This window comes from Bradyrhizobium sp. ISRA436 (assembly GCF_029910015.1).
Taxonomy (GTDB): Bacteria; Pseudomonadota; Alphaproteobacteria; order Rhizobiales; family Xanthobacteraceae; genus Bradyrhizobium.
The window spans coordinates 5,572,488-5,596,262 of the sequence record NZ_CP094519.1; the positions used below are offsets into that span (position 1 = coordinate 5,572,488).

A 23,775-nucleotide genomic window follows, 5' to 3' on the forward strand; every position below is an offset into this window, starting at 1 on the left:
CATCCTTCAGCCTGCTCCCGAATGCATTGCAGGATTTGGGCCACGGCAAGGCAGACGATGTCCGCGTCGGTTTTGCAGCCCAATGTCGCGTTCGCGCACAGCCTGTTCTGTTCCAGACATTGCGCGTTTGCATTCTGACAATGACAAACCGTAGGGCACGCGCCCTCCCCTTGAGCATGGCGGCGCGCGCCATGTGATCCATCCGACGTTAACCGACACATCTTGCCCGTCGCGCGCTATCGAACTCATCTATAATTCGCGCGTGCCCGACAGGCTGCCGGCCCACGCTCATTGACCCGATAGAGTTGGCCTCGCCCGATCGCATCCGCAAGCTGGTTGTGAGAGCGCAGACGAGCTACTTCTGGCCGGATCGGAGTGCTGCGTCAAGAAGGCGCGTCGCCGCAGCTTCCAACCGCGCACGATCGCAAGCACAAATCTGACGCGACATGCTTCTACGTCAGGTTTGCCTACGACTGCGCTTTGCATCGATATGACATTGCAAAGTTTGGTCTGCCGCTAACACCACGAAACGAGGGAGACGTCGTAAAGCTGATCCGCCCGCAACAACTCTACACTGCGCGTCGGTTCATACGAGTGTGCACGACCGTTGCACGCACAGCGTCGCTCCCCGATTTGGCGTCGGAAACCGGCCATTGATACGTTGACGCTCCGGCTTGAGGCTCTTGGATGCCGGCGTCGGACGCGATGCGTAAGATTTCGTGATGGAGACCCGTCAGATCGGCCGGGTCGCGATTGGTCTTTCCGGCCTCGCTTGGTACGCACGCGTTGGCCGCGCGCCATGCATAAGCAAGACCATTTGTTCGCACTCCGTCAGCTTGATGAGGCCGTCGCCTTTCAAGCTACCGCCCCGCCAAAAATCACACTTGCACCCAGCGTCATCTATTGTGAAGGGACAGATTCTCGCAATGGAGGATCGCCGGGGCGACTGACGCGGATGCTGCCGAGCTCACAAATGCACAGCTGTAATCGCCATCAATCGGCACACTCCGCCGCCGGCTGTTCAATCACGATCAAGCGGCTCGGGTCATTTAGATCGAACTCGATCACACGCGGGACGAACAGGCTGGCATAGCGGGTGAACGCGCTGGTCGGCGGAAACCGAACCACAGTTTCGCACCTCGCCAGGAGATACATCTCGATGAGGGCCGAAAAGCCGCCGTCTGCTCCGAGTGTTGCACTATGCAAGGGTCCGGCATGAGGCGCCTGGAACCGCTTTGGGGTCGTGAAAACATCAGGAAATATACCTGTTATCTTCTCAAGGACGAGCTCACTGTCCGTGCACACGAACACCCGTACGGGTCTTGGGTGAGGCATCGCCTTGGCTTTATCAATCGCCGCACAGACTTGGCGCAAAGCGAGTGTCGGGTCCGCCCAGTAGGGCGTATGTCCCATAATGTCTTCGCCGTTGCCGTGACGGACGTGAACTCCGATGATGCTGCGCCCCTCAAAGTGCTCGCGGTAGATCGCGTCAATCCGGGTCTGCACTTCCGATCGCGGTTTGACACTCCGGAATATCTGCCGCTCGGCGTCAGAATCGCAACGCCACATGAGGCAGGCGTCACACACTACCGTATTGGCGTCGGTGTCCTCTTCGCTTTGGAACAGCTTGTCCAGTTCGTCGCGCTCTCGGAAAATCTGCTCATCTGGCCGATAAACGCACTCGATCGGTGGCTTATTCCACCACTGCGGAAAGAAGGGGCCCGGAAATGCAAGCTGATTGATCCGATCATCGCAAATGACCGGCACACCGGCGATCTCCTGAACCGGCTCAAAAAACACTGGAAATGCATTGGTGAATGGTTGATCGAGATAGCAGGAGCCCCGCCAATCAATGGCAAGCGTGCGCCCGGTTCGCCGCGCATACCGCCACGCTGCGGCCAGGGACCATAGGCAATCACCGAACCCTGTGCGTCGTCGAGAAACAACGAAGCGATCGTTCGTCGAGTTACCAGCGAGCATTTGCTTTGCCTCGTTCCGGGATATGGGTTGGATAAGAGAAGGCGTCGCGGAAGCGGGATTTGCCTATCCCACAATAAATTGGGCTGTCCCCTCGAAGTCCTCCTGAAACCCGCGCGACAAACATCCCAACCGAGCTCCTCACAAGTCTCGCCCGACTTGGCGACTTGCGATCAATCAATCGCGCCTCTCTTGCTTCGTGGCGCCGAGACGGCATGCCCTGGGCTGCGACCTGGCACTGACTGGCATTGTCCGTCCGAAGACAGGTGTGCGCCCGACGTGTCATGCTGCGGCGTTCCGAGGTGCCGCGACCCCAACCGCAGGCCGCATCCTTTGTAACCTCTTCCTTCAGCCTCACGTGAGGTCAACGCATCAGGCGCCGACGGAACAGTGCTGTCGAAACCAGGAACGGCAATATCGCGTATACGCACAGCGCTGCGATGTGCAGGGCAATGCCACCATCGGCCCGCCCAAGCATCACCGGGCGGATGAGGTCGACCGAATGCGCCAGCGGCAATAAGCTCGCCAGGCGTTGTAATGCGCCCGGCAGTTCGCTGGCGGGAAAGACTGCCCCGCACAGGAATACCATGGGCGTGATGAAGAGCGTCTGGTAAAACACGAAGTAGTCATAGCTGGGCGCGAGAGATATCACGACCATGGCTAGGCTCGCGAATACGACGCCGGTCAAGGCAATTGCAGGCATTGCGTAGAAAACGGAGCGCCACGGCGCATAGCCCAGCATGACCGCGACAATTCCGATTGCCGTCCCCGCCAGGACGGACTTGCTCGCCGCCCACGCCAATTCGCCCAGAACAATGTCGCCGAGCGTAAGCTGCGTGGACAGGATCGCTTCCCAGGTGCGCTTTGCGTCCATGCGGGCGAACGCCGCATACATTGTTTCGAAGGTCGCCGACGTCATCGCGCTGGTCGCGACCATTCCGGCCGCTAGAAATGCGATGTATGAGGTACCCTCGACACGACCAACGATGATGCCGAGGCCGAAGCCCAGACCAAACAGATTGGTGAGGGGATCGGCGAGATTGCCGAGAACGGATGCGATCGCAACTTTCCTCCATGCCAGAAAGTTGCGTCGCCATACCGCGATCCAGTTATATGCGTTAGCGGGCAAGGTCGCCGCATAACCTTGAACCATCCTCATTTCTCCATCTCGCGCCCAGTCAATCGCAAGAAGACGTCCTCGAGATTTGGCGGGCGCTGCAGAAGGCGAAGCCCCGCCCGACCTTGCAGTCTGCTGCGAACCTGACCTGGATCTGACGCATAGCAAAACAGCGTCTCGCCGCTCGCTTCGACGTGCCGCACATACGGTTCAATCAGCGCACGCAGGTCGTGTGGGTCGCCGCCGTAGATTTCGATCACGTCGCACCCGATCTGCTCATCAATCAACGAGCGGGGTTTGCCCTCGACGAGCTTGACTCCATTTTCTAGCACGCACAGCCGATCGCATAACCGCTCGGCTTCCTCCATGAAGTGGGTGGTCAGGAGAATCGTCATACCGCGTGCCACCAGCACTCGAAGACGTTCCCAAATCAGATGGCGCGCGTGCGGATCGAGACCGGTGGTTGGTTCATCCATGACCAGCAGGTGCGGATCGTTGATCAGCGCACGCGCCAGCGTCAGCCGCCGTTTCATCCCGCCCGACAATTGGGCGACGCGCGCGTCGGCCTTGCTCTGGAGGCGGGCGAAATCGAGCAGTTCCGGCACGGCCGCCTCGACCTGACGTGAACTCATGCCGAAGTAGCGACCGAAGACCAGCAGATTTTCTCGTACCGTAAACTCGAGTTCAAGGTTGTCGAACTGCGGCACCACGCCGATACGCAGGCGTGCCACCCGAGCGCGGGCCGGCACAGGTTCGTTGAGGACTGTAATCTTTCCCGCATCGGGCGCCATCATCCCCATGACCATCCGCGCAATCGTGCTCTTGCCGGCGCCGTTCGGCCCGAGCAGACCGAAGCATTCCCCTCGTGCCACGCTGAACGACAGATCGTTGACAACGATCCTGTCGTCGAATGACTTTCTAACGCCGGCAAGGTCGATTGCTACGCTCGACATGTTTACCTTAGGCTGAAAGAAGCGGTTCAGGCGACAACGGATTCCTGACAACCGCTTTGGTCCAGAGCAGGCCGTCGCACCATATGTGTTCAACGCGACCCCATTGGCAGGCCGCGGCAGCGTCTGGGAAAAAGCCGCGTCCGTGGTGATTGGCGCTGGTGTTGCAAAGCAAAGGAAGGCCTGTGAGGCGCTCGTACTCGACAAGGAGCTCGGCGACTTTGTGTTGCGATGTCCTGGGAACGGTCTGCAATCGCGCAGATCCGTCCAGATGGACTATAGCGGGGACCTTATGGCGCCATTCCGCTCGCGTCTGATGATCGAAGAGCATGTACGGATCTGGCGTTCCAGGATCGAAGATCTCCGGTGCCCGGTCCTCAAGGCAAATCGGGGCGACCGGTCGGAAGTGTTCGCGACGCTTGATGTCGTTGAGGTGATCCTTCATCTCGGGAGACGTTGCGGCTGCAAGGATGCTTCTGCCACCCAAAGCCCGCGGTCCGAGCTCGGCGCGTCCGGTAAGGAAGATCACGGGCTTGTTGCTGGCGAGAATGGCTGCAAGCTCCTGCATGCCGCAGGGCGTGGCCTCCCATTCCGGGGCGACCTCACCGGCCTGCAGGGCCGGACCACTGTAGACTGACCATTCGAGCGGAACGTAGCCATTCTGCGCCGCCATTGCAGCGCAAGCAGCCCCAATTGCCGAGCCGCTATCATTCGGAAACGGCGGCACCCAGACATCGTCGAACAGACCGGTCGCGCGTAGCGCACTGTTCCATTTGATATTGAGGCCGCATCCACCGGCGACGCAGAGATTTCGTGCGCCCGGAAGTGATGAGTGCCGCAGCAAGACAAGCGCAATTTCCCGCACGAGCAGGCGTTCGAGGAACTCATGGAATGATGCAAGTACATCTTCCGGCCGCTTCTCGCCCAATCGCAGCGCACATGCGTCGAAGAAGTCGTGCAGAGCCGCAAGCGAGGACTCCGCGTTGTTGATATCGGCACGATAACGACGAGCTTCGTCCGTATCGGATGCAAAGCGTTTTTCGTAGAGCTCCTGAAACACCGCCACGATGGTTTCATCAACGGCTCCGAGAGCGATGTAAGCCATCAGTTTGCCGGCGACGCCTAAATCCCAATTGCTGCGGTTCGCCTGCTTGTAAGGTCCGAAATGATGGCCTGCGACAGCATAGGCGTGACCGATCATGGGAAGCAGGCAGTCAATGAGGCGCGCGCCGCGGCGTTCAACATAGTAAAGGCGCGGAAAGATGCAGCCGTCCCAGACCAGGCAGAACGCGGGTCGCCCGGCTTTGGCAAATGGGCTCGTACAGTATGCGGAGGCGACATGGCCCGTGACATGCGGATAGCTCTTATATGGAAAGACCTTATTGGCCAGGATCAGGCCAAAGCCGTCCACCGAATCGAGCAGTCCCTCGCCATGGCGCTCGACATAGGGCCCCCCTTTGAGCGTGATGGGTACCGCCCCGCTGAGAACCTGGAATTTGGACTCGACTTCCCCGTCCCAGCCGTCGATGACAAACTGATCAATATCCCGCGGATCGAGACCATGCTCGGTGAGGGCAGTCACGACTGCATCGAGGTTGTCGATGAGCTGGTAGCGAGGATTGTTGCTCCGCTTCTCCTGCTCGGTGCAGAAGACAAGCCGCCCGTCGTCGACAACAGCAATCGCCCCGTCATGGGTTAGTTTGATACCACAGATACGCATACGTCCCCCTTGCCTAGTCGCGGCGATTCGATTGGTCTGAAGATTGGATCGGACTGCGGAACTGGACCAGCAGGCAGCCTTCGTCGATCAGATCCCCCTGGCAGTGCAGACGTTCGACCTCGATCAAGGTCTCCTTGAAAATGTCAATGACCGTCTCGGCACCGGCCGCGTGCCCCCAGCGCCGGCACGTGGCATCACGCGCGGACCCAAACACCAGACGTCCATCCGGCGCCAGCATCTTCACCAGCTTCGCGATGGCCTCGCGCATCTGTGGTATGTCTTCGAGGTAATACAGAACCTCCGCCACCACGATCAGATCGAACTGCTCCGGGGGTGAAAACAGTTGGATGCTGGCGGTGACCCACGTGATGTGCGACCATCTGCTCATTCGTTGACGCGCACGCGCGATCGCACGCGGCATGACGTCGACCACTGTGAGCCGCTGGCAATTGGGCGCCAGCTTTTCCGTGAACGCTCCGGCTGCACAGCCGACCTCGAGTGCGTTTGCAATTGCACCTCTGGAAAGCGACATCCGGAGCATTTGCGCGTGACGCTCGTGTTCGAACGGATTACCGTCGAGCCGCCACGGATCATCGGCCGCGAGCTCACGCTCCAGCAAGTGGTACATTGTGCCCTGCGTCACGAGAAACCCCATCCAGTTGTCGGTCTTTTGGTCACTCGCCGCTGCAAACGTTGTCGCTCGTCACCAAGCCTGACGGCCTGCGCGAAAGATCGGCCCGCCGAACGGCGTCGTCAGTGCCCGCGCCCGCTGCGGCTTTTCGTCGAGTGTTGGCCTGATGAACGGCGAGGCGTTCTTCACTGCCAGCCGGTAGACTGGTGACCTTACGCGACAGCCAATCGCTGTTGCTCAAGGTACACAGGGCGTACGCTTTCACGGGAAGCAAGAGAAGGATATTGATCGGCGTATGCAGCGAAAAGCCGAGAAATCGAATATCGCGAGCGCGAAACGCTGCCACGCTGCATCGAATCATGGTCATCGATGCGATCGTCAGCACGGTCCACCATGGCATTGTACCCGTGACAGCGATCTGCGCGAGCGCGGTCAGGAACGACACAGCAAGAAGCAGGGGGCCGAGATTCTGTCCGATCACGTCCAGCGTCAGGTAGCTATCGAGACCGGGCAGCAGGCGCATCGCCAGCCACGTGTCGCGGAAGGTGCTCCGCGCCCACCGCAGTTGCTGGCGCAGATACGGCGCAAGCCTGTCCGGAACCACTGTTGCGGCGATAGCGTCAGGAACATATTCGGTTCGAAACCCTGCCTTCAGCATGAGAATCGTAAGATGGCGATCCTCACCGAAATCACTCGGCTTTCCGCGAAAGAACTGCGCTTCGTACTGATCGAGCAGCAGAACGAGCGCCGACCTGCGATACATCGCACATGGGCCGCAGCAGCACATAACCGCGCCAAAGCGGGCCTGTGCGGCCCGCTCTTCGTTGCAGGCCAGCCAGTACTCCATGTCAATCAGCCTGGTCAGCCAGGTGTCATTCCGATTGCTGGCAGTCAACTGCCCCATGGACGCACCGATCTCAGGATCGCTCATCTTCGATGCGAGTTTCGTTATCACGTCGGCGTCGATGACAGTGTCCGAGTCGACGTTGAGCACCAGATCACCGGATGAGCGGCGTATGGCGGCGATCTGCGCTTTGCGCTTTCCGGCGTTCTGGCGCAGCAGAATGAAGCTGAACCTCGGATCATCGGCGTAGATCCTCTGGACGGCCCCAACCGCATCCCGGTTTGCCGAACCGTCATCGACGACAAAGACCTGGAGCTTGCCGGCATAATCCTGATTTGCAATGGACTGCAGGCACGCCGACAGGATTTGCGGGTCTTCGTTGAAGCAGGGCACGATGACATCTACACTCGGCAGACCGGCAGCCGTTTGCCGCAGTCCGGGCGGTGGAGATGGCGTCTCTGTCGGCGTGGCATAGAGCGCCTGTACGCTCTTATAGACCGTCGAGAGCAGCGCATAAGACGAGACAGCGACGGTACTGGTTGCGGCGAGCAAATCCATAGGAAGCCAGTCTGTTCAGTGGAGTTGAGGAAGCGGACGGATTGCAAACCCGCGCGTGCGCAGCGCGGGGATCAGAGTCGATAGCGCAATGAGGGTCTGGTCGCGATCACCAGCTTGATGGTCCAGCTCCAACTCACCAGGCGGACATCCGTCGTGCAGCAGCACAACTGCACCCGGCCGGACAGCTGCCAGTACCGTGTTCACGATGCTATCAACGCCCGGTCGAGACCAGTCCAGTGGATCTACCGACCAATGGAGGGCCGCAAGCCCGCTCTGAGCTGACAGAGCGAGAACCTCGTCGGTCCATCGGCCATACGGCGCGCGCACGTGCCGGACCGAAGCCTGCGGGCACGCCGCATTGATGAGCCTGCTTGTCGCGACGATTTCATGTTCCACGTCGGCGGGCTCGCATCGGGATAGGTCGGGATGCGTCATTGTGTGGTTTGCTACTTCATGCCCTTCGGCAATCATTCGTCGGACGAGCCCAGGCTGATCGGCTGCATGAACGCCGATCACAAAGAACGTCGCCGGACACTGGTGCTCCGCCAGCGCGTCGAGGATCGCCGGTGTGCAGAGCGGATTTGGGCCGTCGTCAAACGTCAAATAGACGCTCCGACTCCCGTCAATGTCCGGGTACTCGCTTCGCACCACGGACAAGCAATCGTGCCGCTTCACAGCTCGGGCCCGTTCCGATCAATGAAGGTGCCTGTCGGCCACTCGCTGATCGCGCGTGAAATCGGGAACACGACGAGGATGACCTCTTCGATCCGAGTGGGCGGCACATTGAGATACACGTCTGGACGGGTCGACCGTACGCGAACTCCAGGGGTCAGGGTCGCGAGCTTTTGTCGGCCGACCAGTCTTGTGAGATGCTTCTCGAGCGCCGGACGAACCGTACCAAAGCCGAATGGGACATCGAGTTGCTGGAGGACCGGATACATCACGCGCAGTGAATGGCTGATGCCGAGTCCTTCGAGATCCGGTCGTACAGCATAGAGTCCCAGTTCGGCGACGAGCAGATCGACTTCGTCGACTTTGATGCAGCGCCGCAACAAGCCGAGATGTGCCGCCACGCCGCGGTTATCGTAGCCGATTATGCGCAGCTCAGGCCGCGCACCGGCCCAACTTCGACCACCTTCGAAGGGCTGCGCGTTGAACGCGCCCGTCGGGCCGTAGCTCTTTCGAAAGAATTCGGACAGCTCGATATGGTCGGCGAGCTGGAGCTCGTTTTCCCAGCGCACGATCCACTGCACTTGAGAGCGCATGGGAACACCTTCCGTCGAGCCTGAAACAGCAATATTCATGGCGTGCTCTCCTTCGACAGCGGCTCGAAAGCGGCCTCGGTGACGTGAGCAGTCCGCCAACCACGTCCGCCCGACCGGCAATCACACGCCGAAAGCACGGAAGCGTTTCGACGGCCTCGCGGTCTGTCGAACGAGCTATCGGCACGGGCGATGGTTGCAATCTCCTGCACCGCAGGCCGCCGATCTATGAGTGTCATTTGCATTTTCGATACACTTTGAACGCGATGGACGCGCGAACCATTTCGCAGGTGGTACGGAGAGTTGCGCGCGCGATCCGCGTCTGCCGTGTCGTCGCGAACCTAAGTCAATGACGATCGTTGCCTCAAGTGTACGCGGGTAAATCGCCGGTATGGAAAGGCATGAAAAAACCATACCAAGGTTTATCGAAAGTAGGTGCCTGTCGGTCTTTCCAAGCGCCCGCCGAACCAAATTGACGGAATTCAGTTCGCATAGTCCAGCAAGACAGACCGGCCCAGCGTGGCCCGGCTGACGCTGCGCGCATTCCCTGGAACTGTTTTCGGAAACCACGGCGCGAAGAGCGACAGCCATCTTGCTATGCCTGATTCACTTTCTCCAACTGATGTTTGCTATCCAACATTCGGCATGATTGGGTAAAATCGATTGTTTTGATAGAACACATCCATACGATGGATAGAGTCACAAGATGCGGTTCAAGGGCCTTGATCTAAATCTTCTCGTTGCGCTCGATGCTCTGATGACCGAGCGCAATCTCACTGCAGCGGCACGCAAGATCAATCTCAGTCAACCGGCCATGAGCGCCGCGATCGCACGGCTGCGGACATACTTCCGCGACGAACTATTTACGATGAGGGGTCGCGAACTTGTCCCAACATCGCGCGCAGAAGGGCTCGCTGCTCCAATTCGGGAGACCTTGCTGCACATCCAGCTGTCCATCATTTCGCGGGACGCGTTCGACCCGGCTCAATCGAGCCGGCGCTTCCGGATTATCCTCTCCGATTTCATGACGATCGTATTCTTCCGAAAGATCATAGACCGCGTCGCTCGGGAGGCTCCCGCTGTCCGCTTCGAGTTGCTTCCGTTCTCAGATGAACCCGGCGAGCTTCTCAGACGTGGCGAAGTCGATTTCCTTGTCGTGCCCGAATTGTTCATGTCGAGCGCGCACCCCAAGGCCAGTCTGTTTGAGGAAACACTGGTATGCGTCGGCTGCCGTACAAATAAGCAGCTCGCACGCAAGTTCACGGCCGAGAGATACATGTCGATGGGACATGTCGCGGCCAAGTTCGGCAGAGCCCTGAGGCCCAATATCGAGGAGTGGTATTTGCTTGAGCACGGCCTCAAGAGACGAATCGAGGTCGTCGTGCAGGGCTTCAGCCTCATCCCCCCGGTCGTATTGGACACCACTCGGATCGGAACAATGCCTTTAAGATTGGCTCGGCACTTTGAAAAACTGGTGCCCCTACGGATCGTCGAACCACCGCTGGCCCTTCCCGCCTTCACCGAAGCCATCCAATGGCCTGCCACCCACAATACCGATCCGGCCAGCATCTGGATGCGGCGGATATTGCTGCAGGAAGCGTCAAGCATGACCTTGCCACCCGAGACGCCACCACGTCGCAGACGCTGCTAGGTTGATCGCGAACCTTCGCAAGCCGTTGCGGGCGGGGATACTGATTTGCGCCTGAGAGCATTCGAAGGCCCTTCGGTCGCTGACCTGCGACGTTTCAGCAGGACCGCGTTCACGGCATCTTGGCAGGGCCGGCTTCGATCGGACGATAGCCGCGGCGCGGACCCAACGTGCCCGCCGAGCTTTCCGGTGCCGACGTCCCACTCATCCAGATCTCAAGCCGGTTTTGGCGGGCGCCTCCCGCCTGCCGATGCTGCCAGACCTTGCCAAGCAAGCACCACGATCGGCTCTTGCACGATGGTGATGCTCTGGATTCGACCGTGCGCCTTCGCCGAAGGCGGCAGAGACCTAGGAACGCTCCACTTTACGGATCATAACAACAGCAGTGGAACGAAAACGCTTGAACCTTACACTGCGTCAGGTTGTAGGCTGGCAATCGTGAGCAACGCTCCGTCACACGGATGTCGATAGCGCACTTGCGACATTGTCGGCGTGAACACCAGCGTTCTACCTAGAATGGTCTTCACGCTGAGGGATGTTGTTGCCGGAGTGCGGCAACGATCAGGTCCGAAACCGCCGAGTTACACGCTCCTCGCCCGCTCCACCTCGGGTCGATCAGCCTGTTGGCCCAAACACGCGAGCTGTTTCTCACGATCGCGCCGCCAGATCGAGACCTCCTGGACGGTTAGCACGATCGTTCCAGACCTAACCGTTGCGGCTCAAGGAGTGCAACGCAAACGCTTTCAGCGGGGTGAAAAGATATGCGTTTCAAGGGCCTTGACCTGAATCTTCTCGTCGCCCTCGATTCCCTGATGACCGAGCGCAACCTGACCGCGGCAGCGCGCCGAATCAATCTCAGTCAGCCGGCCATGAGTGCTGCCGTCGCCCGGCTGCGCGCCTATTTCCGCGATGACTTGTTTGCGATGAGCGGCCGAACACTTGTCCCAACACCGCGAGCGGAAGCGCTTGCTGGTCCCGTTCGCGAGGCCTTGCTGCACATCCAGCTTTCTGTGATTTCGCGGGAGGCGTTCAATCCAGCCCAATCGGAGCGCCGGTTCAGGATCAGCCTTTCCGATTTCGTCACGCTGGTGTTTTTTCGTCGGATCGTGGAACGTGTTGCGCAGGAAGCGCCCACGGTCAGCTTCGAACTGCTGCCGGTCGCCGACGACCACGATCAGCTGCTCCGGCGTGGGGAAGTCGACTTTCTGATTTTTCCGGATTCATTCATGTCAAACGGGCATCCTAAAGCAGCGCTATTCGAGGAACGGCTCGTCTGCGTCGGCTGTCACACGAACAAGCGGCTATCGCGTCGGCTTACACTCGAAAGATATATGTCTATCGGGCAGGTCGCCGTTGGATGCGATCTGACGCGAAAGCCCTCGATCGAAGAATATTTTTTGCTTAGACATGGGCTCAAGCGCCGCGTCGACCTCGTCGTGCAAAGCTTCAGCATGATCCCAGCGATGCTGATAGGTACTGACCGAATCGGAATGATGCCTCTAAGGTTGGTTAAGCACTTCGAGAAAACGACGCCACTGCGCATTGTGACACTTCCGTTCTCGCTTCCCGCATTCACTGAAGCCGTCCAGTGGCCTGCTCTTCACAATAGTGATCCAGCAAGCATATGGATGCGAGACATACTGTTACAGGAAGCGTCATGCATGTCCCCTCCTCGTGACGTCGCGCGAGCATCTAAACGCTCGAAGTCCAGTCGGCACCTCGCTTCAGCCATTCTTCCCACCAATCAGCGCCCGTCCGGATACTTCGTGAGGGCGGACTCCCATTCATCGTGAGCGCAATTCCATAAAGCGCGCCACACCCGTGAATCGGATGCCGGATTTGGCCACCTCAACCGCCTGACATTTGGACTCTGCCGATTGCTATTGTCGTCTCGCGCGCGACAGCTTTCAGACTGACCACTTGCACCACCCTATTGTGCAGCCCGTCGCAAATTGCTATCGAGCCGCCCGCCCGAGCAACGGCGCTCAGCCGGCAATAGAGTCTGCTCAGGAAACAGAGCCCAACATCCGACGGCAGCAATATAGTGCTATTCTCGCTTTGCTCGGCCACTCCAATGTCGTCAGCTCATAGATTGTGCGAAGAACGGCTCGCTCAATCGCTCGCGAGACATCAAGACAAAGCGATGCACGATTGTGTTGCTCGACGGCATCACTTGAGGGCATACCGCATCATCGCCGCTGCACGCCGCCAGCCCGTCTCCTTTTGGCCCTACCGCAGCCAAACGTCTTGGCCATGGGCGCGCGCCTCGCACAATGACAAATAGGGAGCCCGACGTTGCAGCAGCACAATGGTATCTTCGATCCCGAGGATCTATCAGTCCTGGGAACGATGTTTGACAAAGCCGTCACTGCGCTGCCCGCCTCGATGCGCACTCCTGAAAACCGAACGGCAATCGCAAAGCTCATTCTGGAGCGAGCAGCGACGAGCGAAGCTGGCTTGGCGTCCCTGATCAGCTTGATGGACGCTATTTCCCCTGCCGCTTGATCGAGCGGCACCCTAAGATCGTCCCCTTGCTTGCGCCGGAATGGAAGAAGATTCAGCTAGGTCATTGAAATAGCTTGAATCTCACGTGACGTCAGGTTGTAGGCTTTGAAATCGAAAGAACATGACCAAAGCTACACAACGAAGGCGTCGATGGCGCATTGGCGAACTTGCAGATGCTACCGGAGTAACGGTACGCACGCTGCATCACTATGAGCATACCGGACTCCTTGCCGCCTCGGGGCGCACGGATGGCGGTCATCGCATGTATGATCGCGAAAGCATGCAACGTGTCCATCAGATTCGAGCGCTGCGCGAGCTTGGCTTCTCCCTTCAGGAGATCCGCAGAGCAATGGAGGGACGCACCTCGCTTACTGACTTGTTGCGCAAGCATCTGGAGCGTATCGAGCTGCAAGTTGCTCGTGCGACTCTGTTGCGAGACCGCTTACGCAATATGACAACCGATGGCGAAGTTCGCGTCAGTGTAGATGAGCTGCCCGCCACGCTGGATGCTATGGCGCGGGTGGAGAAACGCACCGAGCCACGACCATGCACGTGCACCCTGGCTGCGGATCGCGAGGAGCGGTGGCGACGAATCCGCGATGAACTGCGTGACTGTGTGGATCGCGACGAGCATCCATGCAGCGAGCGGACAAGATCGGTGGCTCTTGAGGCACGCCAGTTGATCGGCGAAATCGCAGGAGCCGATTCGACCGTCCCAAAAATCCTGAAAGTGCTCGCGCGATTGAGTGCGCCTCAGAGCCTTGCTGGTTGGGATCCCAATCTCATGCAGTATCTCGATCTCGCACTCGCCGCCCTGGAGGATCAGCCGTACTGAGCGGCGCCGCCTGATCATACGAGACTGCCGACCTGCCTCCTGATGCTGATGTCACTGACCTCCGGGGGGGGGTGAGCGAGCTATCGCATATCTCTTTCTACTGTAGCTTCATCAGCCGACGAATTTTTGACTTATTGATCGCGCTCCCGATAAGGGGCTTGAAACGCACCTAGCGTCAAATTGTACGGTCTAACCCGGGTCCCACGGTCTTCGACGAACGATCGGGGATAACCCTGGCCCATCGCACCGACCAGCCCATGATCGGAGCGACCAGGCTGACAGCACAAGGCAAACATCGGGAGCTCCACAATGTCGAGTTGGCATATCCGTTGCGCTGCAAGCGCAGCCATCCTGTGTTGTGCCCTGGCTTCCGCAGCGTCTGCCGCCGATGTCTCCATTGCGGTAGCTGGTCCAATGAGTGGAAGCAGCGCTGCATTCGGTAAGCAGATGCGCGATGGTGCCACTGCGGCCGTCGATGCGCTAAACGCATCGGGCCTGCTTGCCGACACCAGGATCGTATTGAGTGTCGTCGATGATGCGTGCGACCACAAACAGGCCGTCGCGGTTGCAAACAAGCTGACCATCGATCGGGTCCGGCTGGTCGTCGGCCACTTCTGCTCGTCCTCGTCGATTCCAGCCTCCGATGTTTACGCCGAGGCGGGAATTATTCAGATTTCGCCTGGATCCACCCATCCGCGGCTGACAGAGCGCGGACTTAAGACCGTCTTTCGCATTTGCGGCCGCGACGACCACCAAGGCATCGTGGCAGCCGAATACATCCTGCGGCACTATCCGAACAAGGCGATCGCTGTCCTTGACGACAAGAGTACAGCTGGCAAGGGCATAGCCGATATTGTCGAGGCAAGGCTTCGCGACGGCAGCGCAAGTGTCGTGCGGCAAAGCTATGTGGCCGGCGAAAAGGACTACATGGCACTCGTCTCGAGACTGAAAAAGGACGGGATCCAGATTGCCTATATCGGCGGCTATCACACTGAAATCGGGCTGATTGTGCGACAGGCGGCACAAGCTGGTACCGGCCTGACGGTGGTGGGGAACGATCCACTGATGACCTCTGAATTCTGGGCCATCACGGGCAGTGCTGGGAACGGTACCTTGTTCACCTTCATGCCAGATCCCGCCAAGAACGCGAGCGCAGCCGACGTCGTGGCAAGGCTCAAAGCTTCGAATTCATCCGTCGAAGGCTACACGCTTTACGCCTACGCAGCCGTCCAAGCATGGGCCGAAGCGGTGAAACGGTCCGGATCCTTCAACGCGACACGGGTGGCCGCTGCGCTTCGTTCGCAGCCGATCGATACGGTGATCGGCCCGGTCCGATTCGATCCCAATGGAGACAACGCGTCTCCAGGCTTCGTCGTCTATCGCTGGCACGATAACGCCATCGAAGCCGCCGAGCAGAACTGATCGTCCCGATCCGAATAGCGCCTGGATATTGAGCAAGGCCATCGCATGACGAGACATCCTCTCGACCTAGGCGTTGCGATCCTCGCGATTGTCGTGGCGTTCGCGATCATCATCGCGTTCGTTGTGCTCGCTGTCGTGCTATCGGACTTGTCTGATGCCAATGTGCCGAACGACGAATTCGCGCCCGGAACACTGACGCCAAAGCTGATTAGGCGCGGAAGCGCTTCCTCGCGGAACGAGTCATGATTTGCTTCGCGCCGACAAGTCGAGCTCGTCACAGTCTGTCTGGTATCGGTCATTTCGCGTCGAGGACTCCTGGTTCGACCTCCCCTCGCTGCGAGGCTTTGGTTACCTGCAGCGTCGTCCGCGAATAACAATCATCAATCTCCTGCAACGTCTCATCAGCTCAATCGACCCGCATACGCTGCGCCGGCACTTGGCTATTCATAGGGAGAACACACCATGTCGGACGATAAACTGCGAAGCGTGCTTTCCGCCCTCAGCCCGGTGGCGCGCGGATTGGAAGTTCTGCCAACTGCCCGGGCGGCTCCAGACACAAGCTACGTGAAGCTGGATATGAACGAGAATCCCTTCCCCATGCCCGCCATTGTTATGCAAGGCGCGCTAGCGGCCCTTGAACGGCAGCATCTCTATCCGGAGCATGACAACCTCCGCTTGAGGGAGGCAGCCGCCAACGCCTACGGCGTCCCGACGAATCATGTGATCGCTGGCAACGGATCATCTGAACTTCTCGGCTTGATCTACAAGGCTTTCCTTGTCTCTGGCGACCGCATCGCAATGGTCGCCCCAGGCTTCACGTTCAACCGCAAGCTCGCCATGTTGCAAGCTGCCCAATTGATAGAGGTCGAATGCGCAGCTCCTCAGCGTTTGCCGATCGAACAGCTTCTGTCCGGGCCTGCAACAGCTGCCAAGTTTCTTCTGTTGGCGAACCCGAATAATCCGACCGGACTCTTCATTCCGATCGCCGATATCGAACGCCTGCTGGCCCAATCCGATCGCCTGATCGTTCTGGACGAGGCTTATGTCGACTTCGCTCCTGACAACGGCCTGCGTCTCCTTAGCCGTTATCCAAATCTTCTCATCCTGCGGACGCTCTCGAAAAGCTATGCCGCCGCGGGCATTCGCGTTGGCTTTGGTATCGGTCATCCCGAGCTCATTGGCAGACTCCGTAACATCCAGAACGTCTTCAATATGAATGTGATCGCTCACGCGGTTGGCATCAGCATTCTTGCACATCGCAGCGCTTATGAAGCCAATCATCGGCATATCAAGCAAGAACGGGAGAGAGTTAGCGCCGAATTGTCGCAGCTTGGCTTCTGCGTGGCGCCGTCCCACGCAAACTTCGTGCTTGCCCGCGTGCCGGGACCACAAGACGGCAGATGGTGGCAGGCAGCCCTGGAGAAGCAGAAGATCCTTGTCGCCTTCTTTGCCGACAAGGGTCTGGAAAACAGCATTCGCATTAGTATCGGGACAACAAGCCAGATCGATGCGTTTCTCGCCGCGGTCCACGCGATTTCCGCACACTTGAAGACGGCCAGCAACCAGGCGCGAACGTTATGCAGCGGGTGCAGATGTCCAAACGGCAAACAGTGACGACAAGTAGAAACCAACGCCGGGTGACGGCGGCGGGCGGCCGAGATCATCTTCGCGCTTGCGCATCGTGCAACCGGCCAAAGAGGCAACGAATGCTGACAAGCCGTCGCATGCATGAACGTCGATAACACTGCTCCTTCGACGGCGCGGATCGGGCCGGCCTGCAGTAACCTACAATCGGAGACAATTCGAATGAACAACGGCATTCCTTCAAAGTTGACCTGCGGCATCTTCGACCATCTGGATGACGACGGCCGCGACGCAGCTCAGCAATACGCGGACCGTCTCACATTGGCGGAGAAGTGCGACTCTCTTGGTTTCTACGCGTATCACCTGGCAGAGCACCACTGCACCCCACACGGCAGAGGTCCGTCGCCGAATCTGTTCCTGTCAAGTGTCGCGCAGCGCACGCGGCGCCTTCGTCTTGGTCCTCTGGTCATGCTGCTCAATCTTTATCATCCATTACGCGCGTTTGAAGAAGTCTGTATGTTGGACCAATTGAGCGGCGGCCGGCTCGAGCTCGGCATCGGACGAGGCTCGGTGCCGATCGAGTTGGGCTATTTCGGTATTGGCGCCGACGTCGCGCCGAGCCGCTATGACGAAGCCAGCGAAATCCTTGCGAGCGCGATGAAACAGCATTCACTGTCCTATCAGGGGCAGCATTTTGAACTCAGCGGCATCCCTGTGACGCTGAGGCCTCATCAGCGTCCCAATCCGCCGACATGGATCGCCAGCAATCGAGCCGAGTCGGCGGCTTGGGCGGCCGCGAACGGCGCCAATCTCGCATGTGTAGGTCCCTCCTCAATCGTGCGAACAGTCACGGACGCCTTCCGAGCCCATCGAACGCACAGCGCTGAGGCGAGCGATCGGGAGCCATTCCTTGGGTTGCTCCGCATGGTTGTGATTGCGCGCGACCACCAAGACGCCTACTCCTTGGCGGCAACGGCTTACCAACGATGGCTGGAGAGCTTTAAATTTCTTTATGAGCTCAATGCCATTCCCACACCACCTAACCTGCCGCTGACCTTCGATGCGGCACTTGAGAGTGAGTTGTGCGTCGTCGGAACGCCATCTTCCGTGCGACAGGACCTTCTTAACCAGATGGAGGAGGCAGGTGCCAACTACCTGCTTTGTCAGCTTGCTTTTGGGAATCTGCCGCTGGATGTCTCGCTGTACACCGCAAGCACGATCCAATCCGAAATCATCGCTCGGGCATGCTGACCGCCATGCGGCCCTTGGGATCACATCGTGTGGCAGGGCAGCCTCAGTTCCAGCCCCGTTCGGATAGATTTTCCGGCCACGCTGGTTTTTCACCGCGTTCGAGCATGAGCGTGACCATGGACCATCCGCGTCTTTGACAAAAATCCTGAACATGAACCTGTGATCGACGAACGTCCGTGGAGGACGCTTGCGCGCCCCCCACGAGCGCCTCCAGGTCGGTCCCAGCGTTCGGCGAAATGATGAGGTCCAGGCTGTCGCTCCGCCGCGTTGGAAGGCTACGCTGTGAGAGAAGGCGCCTGGAGATCCGACCAGATTTCCAATCGTCACTTCGACAAATGGTAGCGCGACAATCTCTGCAGACAGATTGTCATCCTTTTTTGATGCGGCAAACAATATCGCCTCGAAGGCACTCTGCCTGTCTTTGGCCATTAGCGCAGGCCGCGGCTGACATCGTTGCACATGGCACAGAGATTTGGCTCGTCTTAAGCCGAGCTTGCCGAAATATTGCTCAATAATCGCACTGGCATTTACGAGGTCGTGGACACTTGCCTCGTTGGATTTTCATCATCCAGCCAGCCGATCTTGCTCTTCAGGAAGCTGAAACCGAGCGCTTGAAAGCCGGCCCGCTCCTTGTTGTTCTTGCCATAGCTGTGGCCGCCCGCGGCGAGTTCGTAGAGATAGGCCTCATAGCCCATCGCTTGCAGCTTCGCCACCATCTTGCGGGCATGGCCGGGATGAACGCGATCGTCGCGCCGCGTGGTGGCGATCAGGATCGGCGGATAGGGCCGGCCAGGCTTTGCGGCATGATAGGCCGAATAGGTTTTCAGCCAATTCCAGTCTTCTGCCTTGTCGGGATCGCCATATTCAGCGATCCAGCTCGTTCCCGCGAGCAGCTTGGTGTAGCGACGCATGTCGATCAGCGGGACCGTGCAGAACAGCGCGCCGAAGCGCTCAGGATATCGCGTGAGCATGTTGGCGATGAGGAGGCCGCCGTTCGATCCGCCCTCGGCGACGATGCGTTTCGGCCGTGTCACGCCGCGGCGGACAAGATCGGCGGCGACCGCTGCGAAATCATCGTGCGACAATCTCTTGCCGGCGAAGCGGCCGGCGTCGTGCCAGCGCGTGCCGAACTCACCGCCACCGCGCAAATTCGCCAGCACCGTGGTGCCGCCGCGCTCCAGCCACAGCTTGCCGAGCGCCGAATTGTAATATGGTTTCATCGAAAGCCCAAAGCCGCCATAGCCGCTCATATGGACCGGCGCTTTGCCCGTCTGGTCCGCAGGACCAGTTTCTACGTAAGGAATGCGCTTGCCATCGACCGAGACGGCCTCATGTCGCCTGACCACAAGACCATCCGCGGCAAACGCTTTGGGCTCCCGCTTGAGCACGGCTGGACTGGCGACACCTTGCTCGATTAACGTCAGTGACGGAGGCGTAAGCGGATCCTGGATGTTGGCGAGCAAGTCGCCATTGCTCTCGGACGGATAGCGATCGAGAGGCCAGACGTCCGCGACACCGATATCGGGCAGTCCACGCAACTGCTCGCGGGTCCAACCGTCTGCGTGCGGCGTAGCTATTTCGAAGACAGGCCGCAGTTCGTCCAGAATGGAGAGCACAAGCCTGCCTGCGCTCCAAAAAAATCCCTGCAGCGCGCGGCGCGGGCCCGGTTCGAAGAGAATGTCGAACTGACGGTTGCCTCCGAGGAAAGCCGCCAATGAGGTGACGAGGACCGTATCCGCGGCATAGGTCTGCCTGGCCGGAGACCAGGTTTCGCGGGGCTTCATGGCAAGCCAGTCGCGATGAGGCTGTATCCGGATGCTGCTCGGCAGATCCAGCTTCGTCGTGGGGCCCGATCTATCGCCGAGCCAGACGACAGAATTGAAGAAGTCCGCGTCGTCCACGTACCACATCCTTGGCGATGCAGCGGTGTGGTCGACTGCGCAACGGACGCCCACATGATCGGTTGTGGTCTCAAACGTGACTGTCGCTTGGTTCGCTCGCGTGCCGCGCCGCCACAGTCTCACCGTGCGTGCATAACCGGCGGTCGTCGCCATGCCGTCTCCATAAGAGCTTGACAGCACCAGCGTGTCCGGGTCGAGCCAATCGACGCTGCTCTTGGCTTCCGGCAGGAGGAAGCCGCCGCGAACAAAGCTTTTCGCCTCGGTATCGAACTCTCGCAGAGTGACGGCATCGCCGCCGCCGCGCGACAGGCTCAAAATCGTCCGCGAATGAGACCCAGGCAGCCAGGCTGTCGCCCTCAATAGCCAGTCTTCACCCTCGGCGGCGGCGAGCTGATCGATGTCGAGGAGGAATTCCCACCTCGGCTCCGGCTTGCGAAATTCCTTTAAAGTGGTTCGCCGCCAGAGCCCGCGTGGATTGTCAGCATCCTTCCAGAGATTGTAGAGATAGCCACCGCGTCGGCTGACATAGGGAATATTGTCTGGCCGGTCGTAGATCGCCGTGAGCGTGTCGCGATCGCGGCCGGTTGCCGCTCCGCCGAACGCTTGCAGCGTTCTGCTCTTCTGCCGCTCGACAAAGTCAAGCGCTCTTCTGCCTTCGATCTGTTCCAGCCACAGATAGGGATCATCGTCTGGATCGGCGAGCGTGGGCTTTTCAACTCGCGACTTTGCCTTGACCACGCTTCACTCCAACCTCGGCAGCCTTCGAACAGTCCGCCCCACAGGTAGTCGTATTCCCGAGAGTGGACCAACTACGAGTTCTGGTAGGGCTCGTCTCCCGATCGGTCCGTTTAACAACTCTCCGATGTTCCATGCCGAAGTCAATTTGCTCCGTCGGCAGGCTGACGTTCAAGCGCTCTCCTCGAGGAGATGGTCACCGTCACGACCAATCGTCATTGTCCCGGCTCGGCCGGACTTTGTATATGTCCGGACTGACGACACCTGCTCGTTGCAGAAGCCGAAAGCGCGGTACAGCAGCGGGCTTTCGTATCGCTTATCCCGGTCGCCGAGGGCATCGAAACCCGGTCCGAGGCCGCCTGCCTGACGCTATGGGGGTACATTCCCGCAACGCTATTCCCTCGCCCAAGCCGATACAGAATCGGATCTGCTTATCGCTTCGGCGAGTCCGCCCTGGTCATTGGCAAGCTCCTAGGTCCTCGATTTTGAGACGATCGGTCCGTATGTCGAAGCGCGCAGAAGCCGGACCAAGTCCGTCCATATCGCACCTATGACGGATATATGCTGAGTGCTCGTGGTTCAGGGACGCAGTCGCCAATCATGACCATCGACAATATCCCGCACTTGCCTCAAGGCAAGTGCATGAGGCTATCCGCGCATCGACCACGGCCGATCGGTGGCCTGGATGCGTTCCATAAACACAATGGATTTTACCGGTTCCAGTCGAACGCCCATACTCAACTGCCAATTCTTAAAAAGCATCCCCGGAATGTCACATCACGAGCAATTCCAGATCTTCGGTCCCTGCAGGCCGAAGCGACCTTTTGTGAGCAAGCTGTTGCCCCAACATCGAGGTCCCTGCCCGTCAGCTTGCGATCATCGCGCAGCCGTGGCAGTCGGTTCACCTCGCCCGATCACGCGCTCGGCCAATAACAATCACCTTTCGCCAAGCGAGCAACCAGAACGATTGGGTCTCGCCACCTTTCATCGGTTGGCGCGTGTGGGTACGCCGCGCGAGAGCCAGGCCAGCGAACTGCCGCCAATCGCCAGGACCGCCTTGTGCAGCCCTGCGCGCGTCGTCAGACTGGCCACCGGCACGGCCGCCACCTTCCGCCGATCAGTCCGGGCTGCTCTCTGGCGAAACGAGTTTGTGCTCTTACGCAATGCATCTGCTCCTCTGCGTCGGACCAATGACAGAACGTTCGGCCGTTTGATCATCGCAGCTTCCTCCGGCTTTTCGGTGCTTTTCATGACAGCGCTTCTCAAGCGGCCCGCTTGGCAATCTCGATGAGTAAGCAATCTCGCGGTGGACCTGCCCGCTACGGCCGATAGTTCGCTCGCGTCTTATGCCCGGCTCTCGCCGATTTTTTGGAAGCGACAAGCGCTGTGTGCTTGTCGGAAAGCCGTTCGCCAGTGTCCAATGACGTGATCGCTCTCCACGCCCCCGCCAATGGTCGATGTCATCGTATCTCAGCGTCAAGATGCGCGCCGCGCACCCGCGGCGCATCAGAGCAGTTCACGATCATACCGGAACGTCATGGGGAGGTTGTGCGATTTGCAACGATGATGAAGACCAGGGCGCTGCGGCCCCGAGTCCGGCACCTACGCGCCTGACTTTCAACGGACGTCGATTGCGAAGACGCAGATCATTGATCGACACTGCCCGCGGTTTCCGCGCGAGGTCAAGACCTACCAAGCGGAATTGGGAAGACGACTCGTCTTCCCGCACTTATCACTCATTTTCGATTAATCCGGAGAAATACAGTGGACATCGAGCGTTGCGATTCAAACACTCACTGCTTCAAATACGGCGCCAACCAGCTGGCAGACGCCAGCGCAGGACCCGTTTGCGAAGACAAGGGTCCTCGCGAAACGATTCAGTTGCTCAACGCGCTGACAAGCGCACTGGTAGTGGCGGAAACAGAGCGCGATAGCCTCGATAGGCCGAGAACCAGCGATGGCGTTGGCGAGCGGGAAACCGGACGAATATTACAGGGACCCAACGTTGTCTACTATCCGGAAGACCTTCAGCTTCTCGGCAGAATTTTTGACCTCGCGATCGCTGCCTTACCAGAAGCCTTGCAAACTCCAACCAACCGGTCGACAGTCGCCAACTTCATTTTGTCGCATGCCGTGATTACCGAGGGTCGGCTGCATGTTTCCGATCCAACTTTTGCGGCCCTTTGCTCCTGCCGATTGATAAAGCCGACCTCCAATCCTTGCGCGTGCAGTTCATAGATGCTCTGATGCCGCATTATCCGAAGACTATTCTTTCAGATTGCGAGCTGCCAACAAGCATCTTTCCGGCCTGCCGCAATTCCTCTTCGACACAAATCGTCGTTGTCCTGCTGGCGTGATGCAAGGCGCACGGGCGCCATGCGTCCGTCGCGCGAGGCCAGCATCACAGACGACGAACTAAGCGGCATCCTTTCCACTGTCGAGCGAAAGCCGGCAAGCAACCGGGGACCTGGCCTACGCTGCAGACCGCCGGAGCCACGACGACAAGACGCTTCTCGCAACGGCCGCGTGCCGACGAGAGCTGATACGGCAGCGAATCGTTCGTTTGCGCCGGCACGCAAGCCGGCATGCAATGCAACCCGGTGAACCGCGAACTTTTGACGGTTACATCAACCCACCAAGAACGACATCCCCGCACCTGTCGAACGCTGCGTGAAGCCCACAATCGGGCAAGCGTGCCCGCGCTGCTAGGCATGATCGCCTCAATTGAACCACCACTCCTCTCTCATGCACGATTCGCTCCGCTGAGAAGCAAACGCTGCGCCACGCGCGCCGGACTTCCGCATCCGGGCACCTCGGCAACAGTCCCGATCCGGA

At 59.1% G+C, this 23,775-nt stretch carries 18 protein-coding genes; 8 read left to right on the plus strand and 10 right to left on the minus strand.

Annotation, left to right across the window (positions count from 1 at the left end):
* Positions 1 to 993: 993 nt before the first annotated feature.
* The 8 genes from MTX23_RS26170 to MTX23_RS26205 all read right to left on the minus strand — a co-directional run bounded on the left by MTX23_RS26170 (position 994) and on the right by MTX23_RS26205 (position 9,101).
* On the minus strand, positions 994 to 1,980 hold the full coding sequence (locus MTX23_RS26170) for a nodulation protein NodZ (RefSeq protein ID WP_280973088.1): 987 nt from the start codon (positions 1,978 to 1,980) through the stop codon (positions 994 to 996).
* A gap of 361 nt (positions 1,981 to 2,341) precedes the next feature.
* Complete coding sequence (locus MTX23_RS26175; RefSeq protein ID WP_280973089.1) at positions 2,342 to 3,130, minus strand: ABC transporter permease; 789 nt, start codon at positions 3,128 to 3,130, stop codon at positions 2,342 to 2,344.
* 2 nt (positions 3,131 to 3,132) lie between these two features.
* Positions 3,133 to 4,047, minus strand: coding sequence for a nodulation factor ABC transporter ATP-binding protein NodI (gene nodI / locus MTX23_RS26180; RefSeq protein WP_280973090.1), 915 nt, complete (start codon positions 4,045 to 4,047; stop codon positions 3,133 to 3,135).
* 7 nt (positions 4,048 to 4,054) lie between these two features.
* On the minus strand, positions 4,055 to 5,764 hold the full coding sequence (gene nodU / locus MTX23_RS26185) for a nodulation protein NodU (protein ID WP_280973091.1): 1,710 nt from the start codon (positions 5,762 to 5,764) through the stop codon (positions 4,055 to 4,057).
* A gap of 13 nt (positions 5,765 to 5,777) precedes the next feature.
* On the minus strand, positions 5,778 to 6,392 hold the full coding sequence (nodS, locus tag MTX23_RS26190) for a nodulation methyltransferase NodS (protein WP_280973092.1): 615 nt from the start codon (positions 6,390 to 6,392) through the stop codon (positions 5,778 to 5,780).
* A 46-nt stretch (positions 6,393 to 6,438) separates the two neighbouring features.
* On the minus strand, positions 6,439 to 7,797 hold the full coding sequence (gene nodC / locus MTX23_RS26195) for a chitooligosaccharide synthase NodC (protein ID WP_280973093.1): 1,359 nt from the start codon (positions 7,795 to 7,797) through the stop codon (positions 6,439 to 6,441).
* Positions 7,798 to 7,812: 15 nt separating this feature from the next.
* Positions 7,813 to 8,472 carry a chitooligosaccharide deacetylase NodB gene (gene nodB / locus MTX23_RS26200; protein WP_280973094.1) on the minus strand — a complete coding sequence of 220 codons (660 nt, stop codon included), beginning with the start codon at positions 8,470 to 8,472 and terminating at the stop codon, positions 7,813 to 7,815.
* Positions 8,469 to 9,101 (minus strand): NodA family N-acyltransferase, encoded by a 633-nt coding sequence (locus MTX23_RS26205; RefSeq protein ID WP_280973095.1) that lies wholly within the window; start codon positions 9,099 to 9,101, stop codon positions 8,469 to 8,471. Before MTX23_RS26205 ends, nodB begins: the two co-directional genes overlap by 4 nt.
* A 664-nt stretch (positions 9,102 to 9,765) precedes the next feature.
* On the opposite strand from MTX23_RS26205, the gene nodD1 reads away from it, so the two are divergent.
* The 7 genes from nodD1 to MTX23_RS26240 all read left to right on the plus strand — a co-directional run bounded on the left by nodD1 (position 9,766) and on the right by MTX23_RS26240 (position 18,304).
* Positions 9,766 to 10,710, plus strand: a complete 945-nt coding sequence (gene nodD1 / locus MTX23_RS26210) for a transcriptional regulator NodD1 (protein WP_280973096.1) — start codon at positions 9,766 to 9,768, stop codon at positions 10,708 to 10,710.
* Positions 10,711 to 11,468: 758 nt separating this feature from the next.
* On the plus strand, positions 11,469 to 12,500 hold the full coding sequence (locus MTX23_RS26215; RefSeq protein WP_280973097.1) for a LysR family transcriptional regulator: 1,032 nt from the start codon (positions 11,469 to 11,471) through the stop codon (positions 12,498 to 12,500).
* Between the two features lie 502 nt (positions 12,501 to 13,002).
* On the plus strand, positions 13,003 to 13,212 hold the full coding sequence (locus MTX23_RS26220; RefSeq protein WP_280973098.1) for a hypothetical protein: 210 nt from the start codon (positions 13,003 to 13,005) through the stop codon (positions 13,210 to 13,212).
* 121 nt (positions 13,213 to 13,333) lie between these two features.
* Positions 13,334 to 14,047 (plus strand): MerR family transcriptional regulator, encoded by a 714-nt coding sequence (locus tag MTX23_RS26225; RefSeq protein ID WP_280973099.1) that lies wholly within the window; start codon positions 13,334 to 13,336, stop codon positions 14,045 to 14,047.
* A 414-nt stretch (positions 14,048 to 14,461) separates the two neighbouring features.
* On the plus strand, positions 14,462 to 15,469 hold the full coding sequence (locus MTX23_RS26230; RefSeq protein WP_348637517.1) for a branched-chain amino acid ABC transporter substrate-binding protein: 1,008 nt from the start codon (positions 14,462 to 14,464) through the stop codon (positions 15,467 to 15,469).
* A 462-nt stretch (positions 15,470 to 15,931) separates the two neighbouring features.
* Positions 15,932 to 17,083, plus strand: coding sequence for a histidinol-phosphate transaminase (hisC, locus tag MTX23_RS26235; RefSeq protein WP_280973101.1), 1,152 nt, complete (start codon positions 15,932 to 15,934; stop codon positions 17,081 to 17,083).
* A gap of 192 nt (positions 17,084 to 17,275) precedes the next feature.
* Complete coding sequence (locus MTX23_RS26240; RefSeq protein WP_280973102.1) at positions 17,276 to 18,304, plus strand: LLM class flavin-dependent oxidoreductase; 1,029 nt, start codon at positions 17,276 to 17,278, stop codon at positions 18,302 to 18,304.
* Positions 18,305 to 18,831: 527 nt separating this feature from the next.
* Here the strand turns inward: MTX23_RS26240 and MTX23_RS26245 are convergent.
* Together MTX23_RS26245 and MTX23_RS26250 are read right to left on the minus strand one after the other, a co-directional pair.
* Entirely contained in the window at positions 18,832 to 20,943 is a 2,112-nt protein-coding gene (locus MTX23_RS26245) for a prolyl oligopeptidase family serine peptidase (RefSeq protein ID WP_280973103.1), read from the minus strand.
* A gap of 981 nt (positions 20,944 to 21,924) precedes the next feature.
* Complete coding sequence (locus tag MTX23_RS26250) at positions 21,925 to 22,191, minus strand: hypothetical protein (RefSeq protein WP_280973104.1); 267 nt, start codon at positions 22,189 to 22,191, stop codon at positions 21,925 to 21,927.
* 513 nt (positions 22,192 to 22,704) lie between these two features.
* Between MTX23_RS26250 and MTX23_RS26255 the strand changes: the two genes are divergently transcribed.
* Positions 22,705 to 23,178, plus strand: coding sequence for a hypothetical protein (locus tag MTX23_RS26255; protein WP_280973105.1), 474 nt, complete (start codon positions 22,705 to 22,707; stop codon positions 23,176 to 23,178).
* The last annotated feature ends 597 nt before the right edge of the window (positions 23,179 to 23,775 follow it).

Bases quoted from the DNA above. Each gene is read 5' to 3' on its own strand.
- MTX23_RS26215 (WP_280973097.1), top strand. From the start codon at position 11,469: ATGCGTTTCAAGGGCCTTGACCTGAATCTTCTCGTCGCCCTCGATTCC.
- hisC (WP_280973101.1), top strand. From the start codon at position 15,932: ATGTCGGACGATAAACTGCGAAGCGTGCTTTCCGCCCTCAGCCCGGTG.
- nodI (WP_280973090.1), bottom strand. From the start codon at position 4,047: ATGTCGAGCGTAGCAATCGACCTTGCCGGCGTTAGAAAGTCATTCGAC.
- MTX23_RS26240 (WP_280973102.1), top strand. From the start codon at position 17,276: ATGAACAACGGCATTCCTTCAAAGTTGACCTGCGGCATCTTCGACCAT.
- nodS (WP_280973092.1), bottom strand. From the start codon at position 6,392: ATGTACCACTTGCTGGAGCGTGAGCTCGCGGCCGATGATCCGTGGCGG.
- MTX23_RS26175 (WP_280973089.1), bottom strand. From the start codon at position 3,130: ATGGTTCAAGGTTATGCGGCGACCTTGCCCGCTAACGCATATAACTGG.
- nodC (WP_280973093.1), bottom strand. From the start codon at position 7,797: ATGGATTTGCTCGCCGCAACCAGTACCGTCGCTGTCTCGTCTTATGCG.
- MTX23_RS26225 (WP_280973099.1), top strand. From the start codon at position 13,334: ATGACCAAAGCTACACAACGAAGGCGTCGATGGCGCATTGGCGAACTT.
- nodU (WP_280973091.1), bottom strand. From the start codon at position 5,764: ATGCGTATCTGTGGTATCAAACTAACCCATGACGGGGCGATTGCTGTT.
- nodD1 (WP_280973096.1), top strand. From the start codon at position 9,766: ATGCGGTTCAAGGGCCTTGATCTAAATCTTCTCGTTGCGCTCGATGCT.
- MTX23_RS26250 (WP_280973104.1), bottom strand. From the start codon at position 22,191: ATGAAAAGCACCGAAAAGCCGGAGGAAGCTGCGATGATCAAACGGCCG.
- MTX23_RS26205 (WP_280973095.1), bottom strand. From the start codon at position 9,101: ATGAATATTGCTGTTTCAGGCTCGACGGAAGGTGTTCCCATGCGCTCT.
- MTX23_RS26170 (WP_280973088.1), bottom strand. From the start codon at position 1,980: ATGCTCGCTGGTAACTCGACGAACGATCGCTTCGTTGTTTCTCGACGA.
- MTX23_RS26230 (WP_348637517.1), top strand. From the start codon at position 14,462: ATGAGTGGAAGCAGCGCTGCATTCGGTAAGCAGATGCGCGATGGTGCC.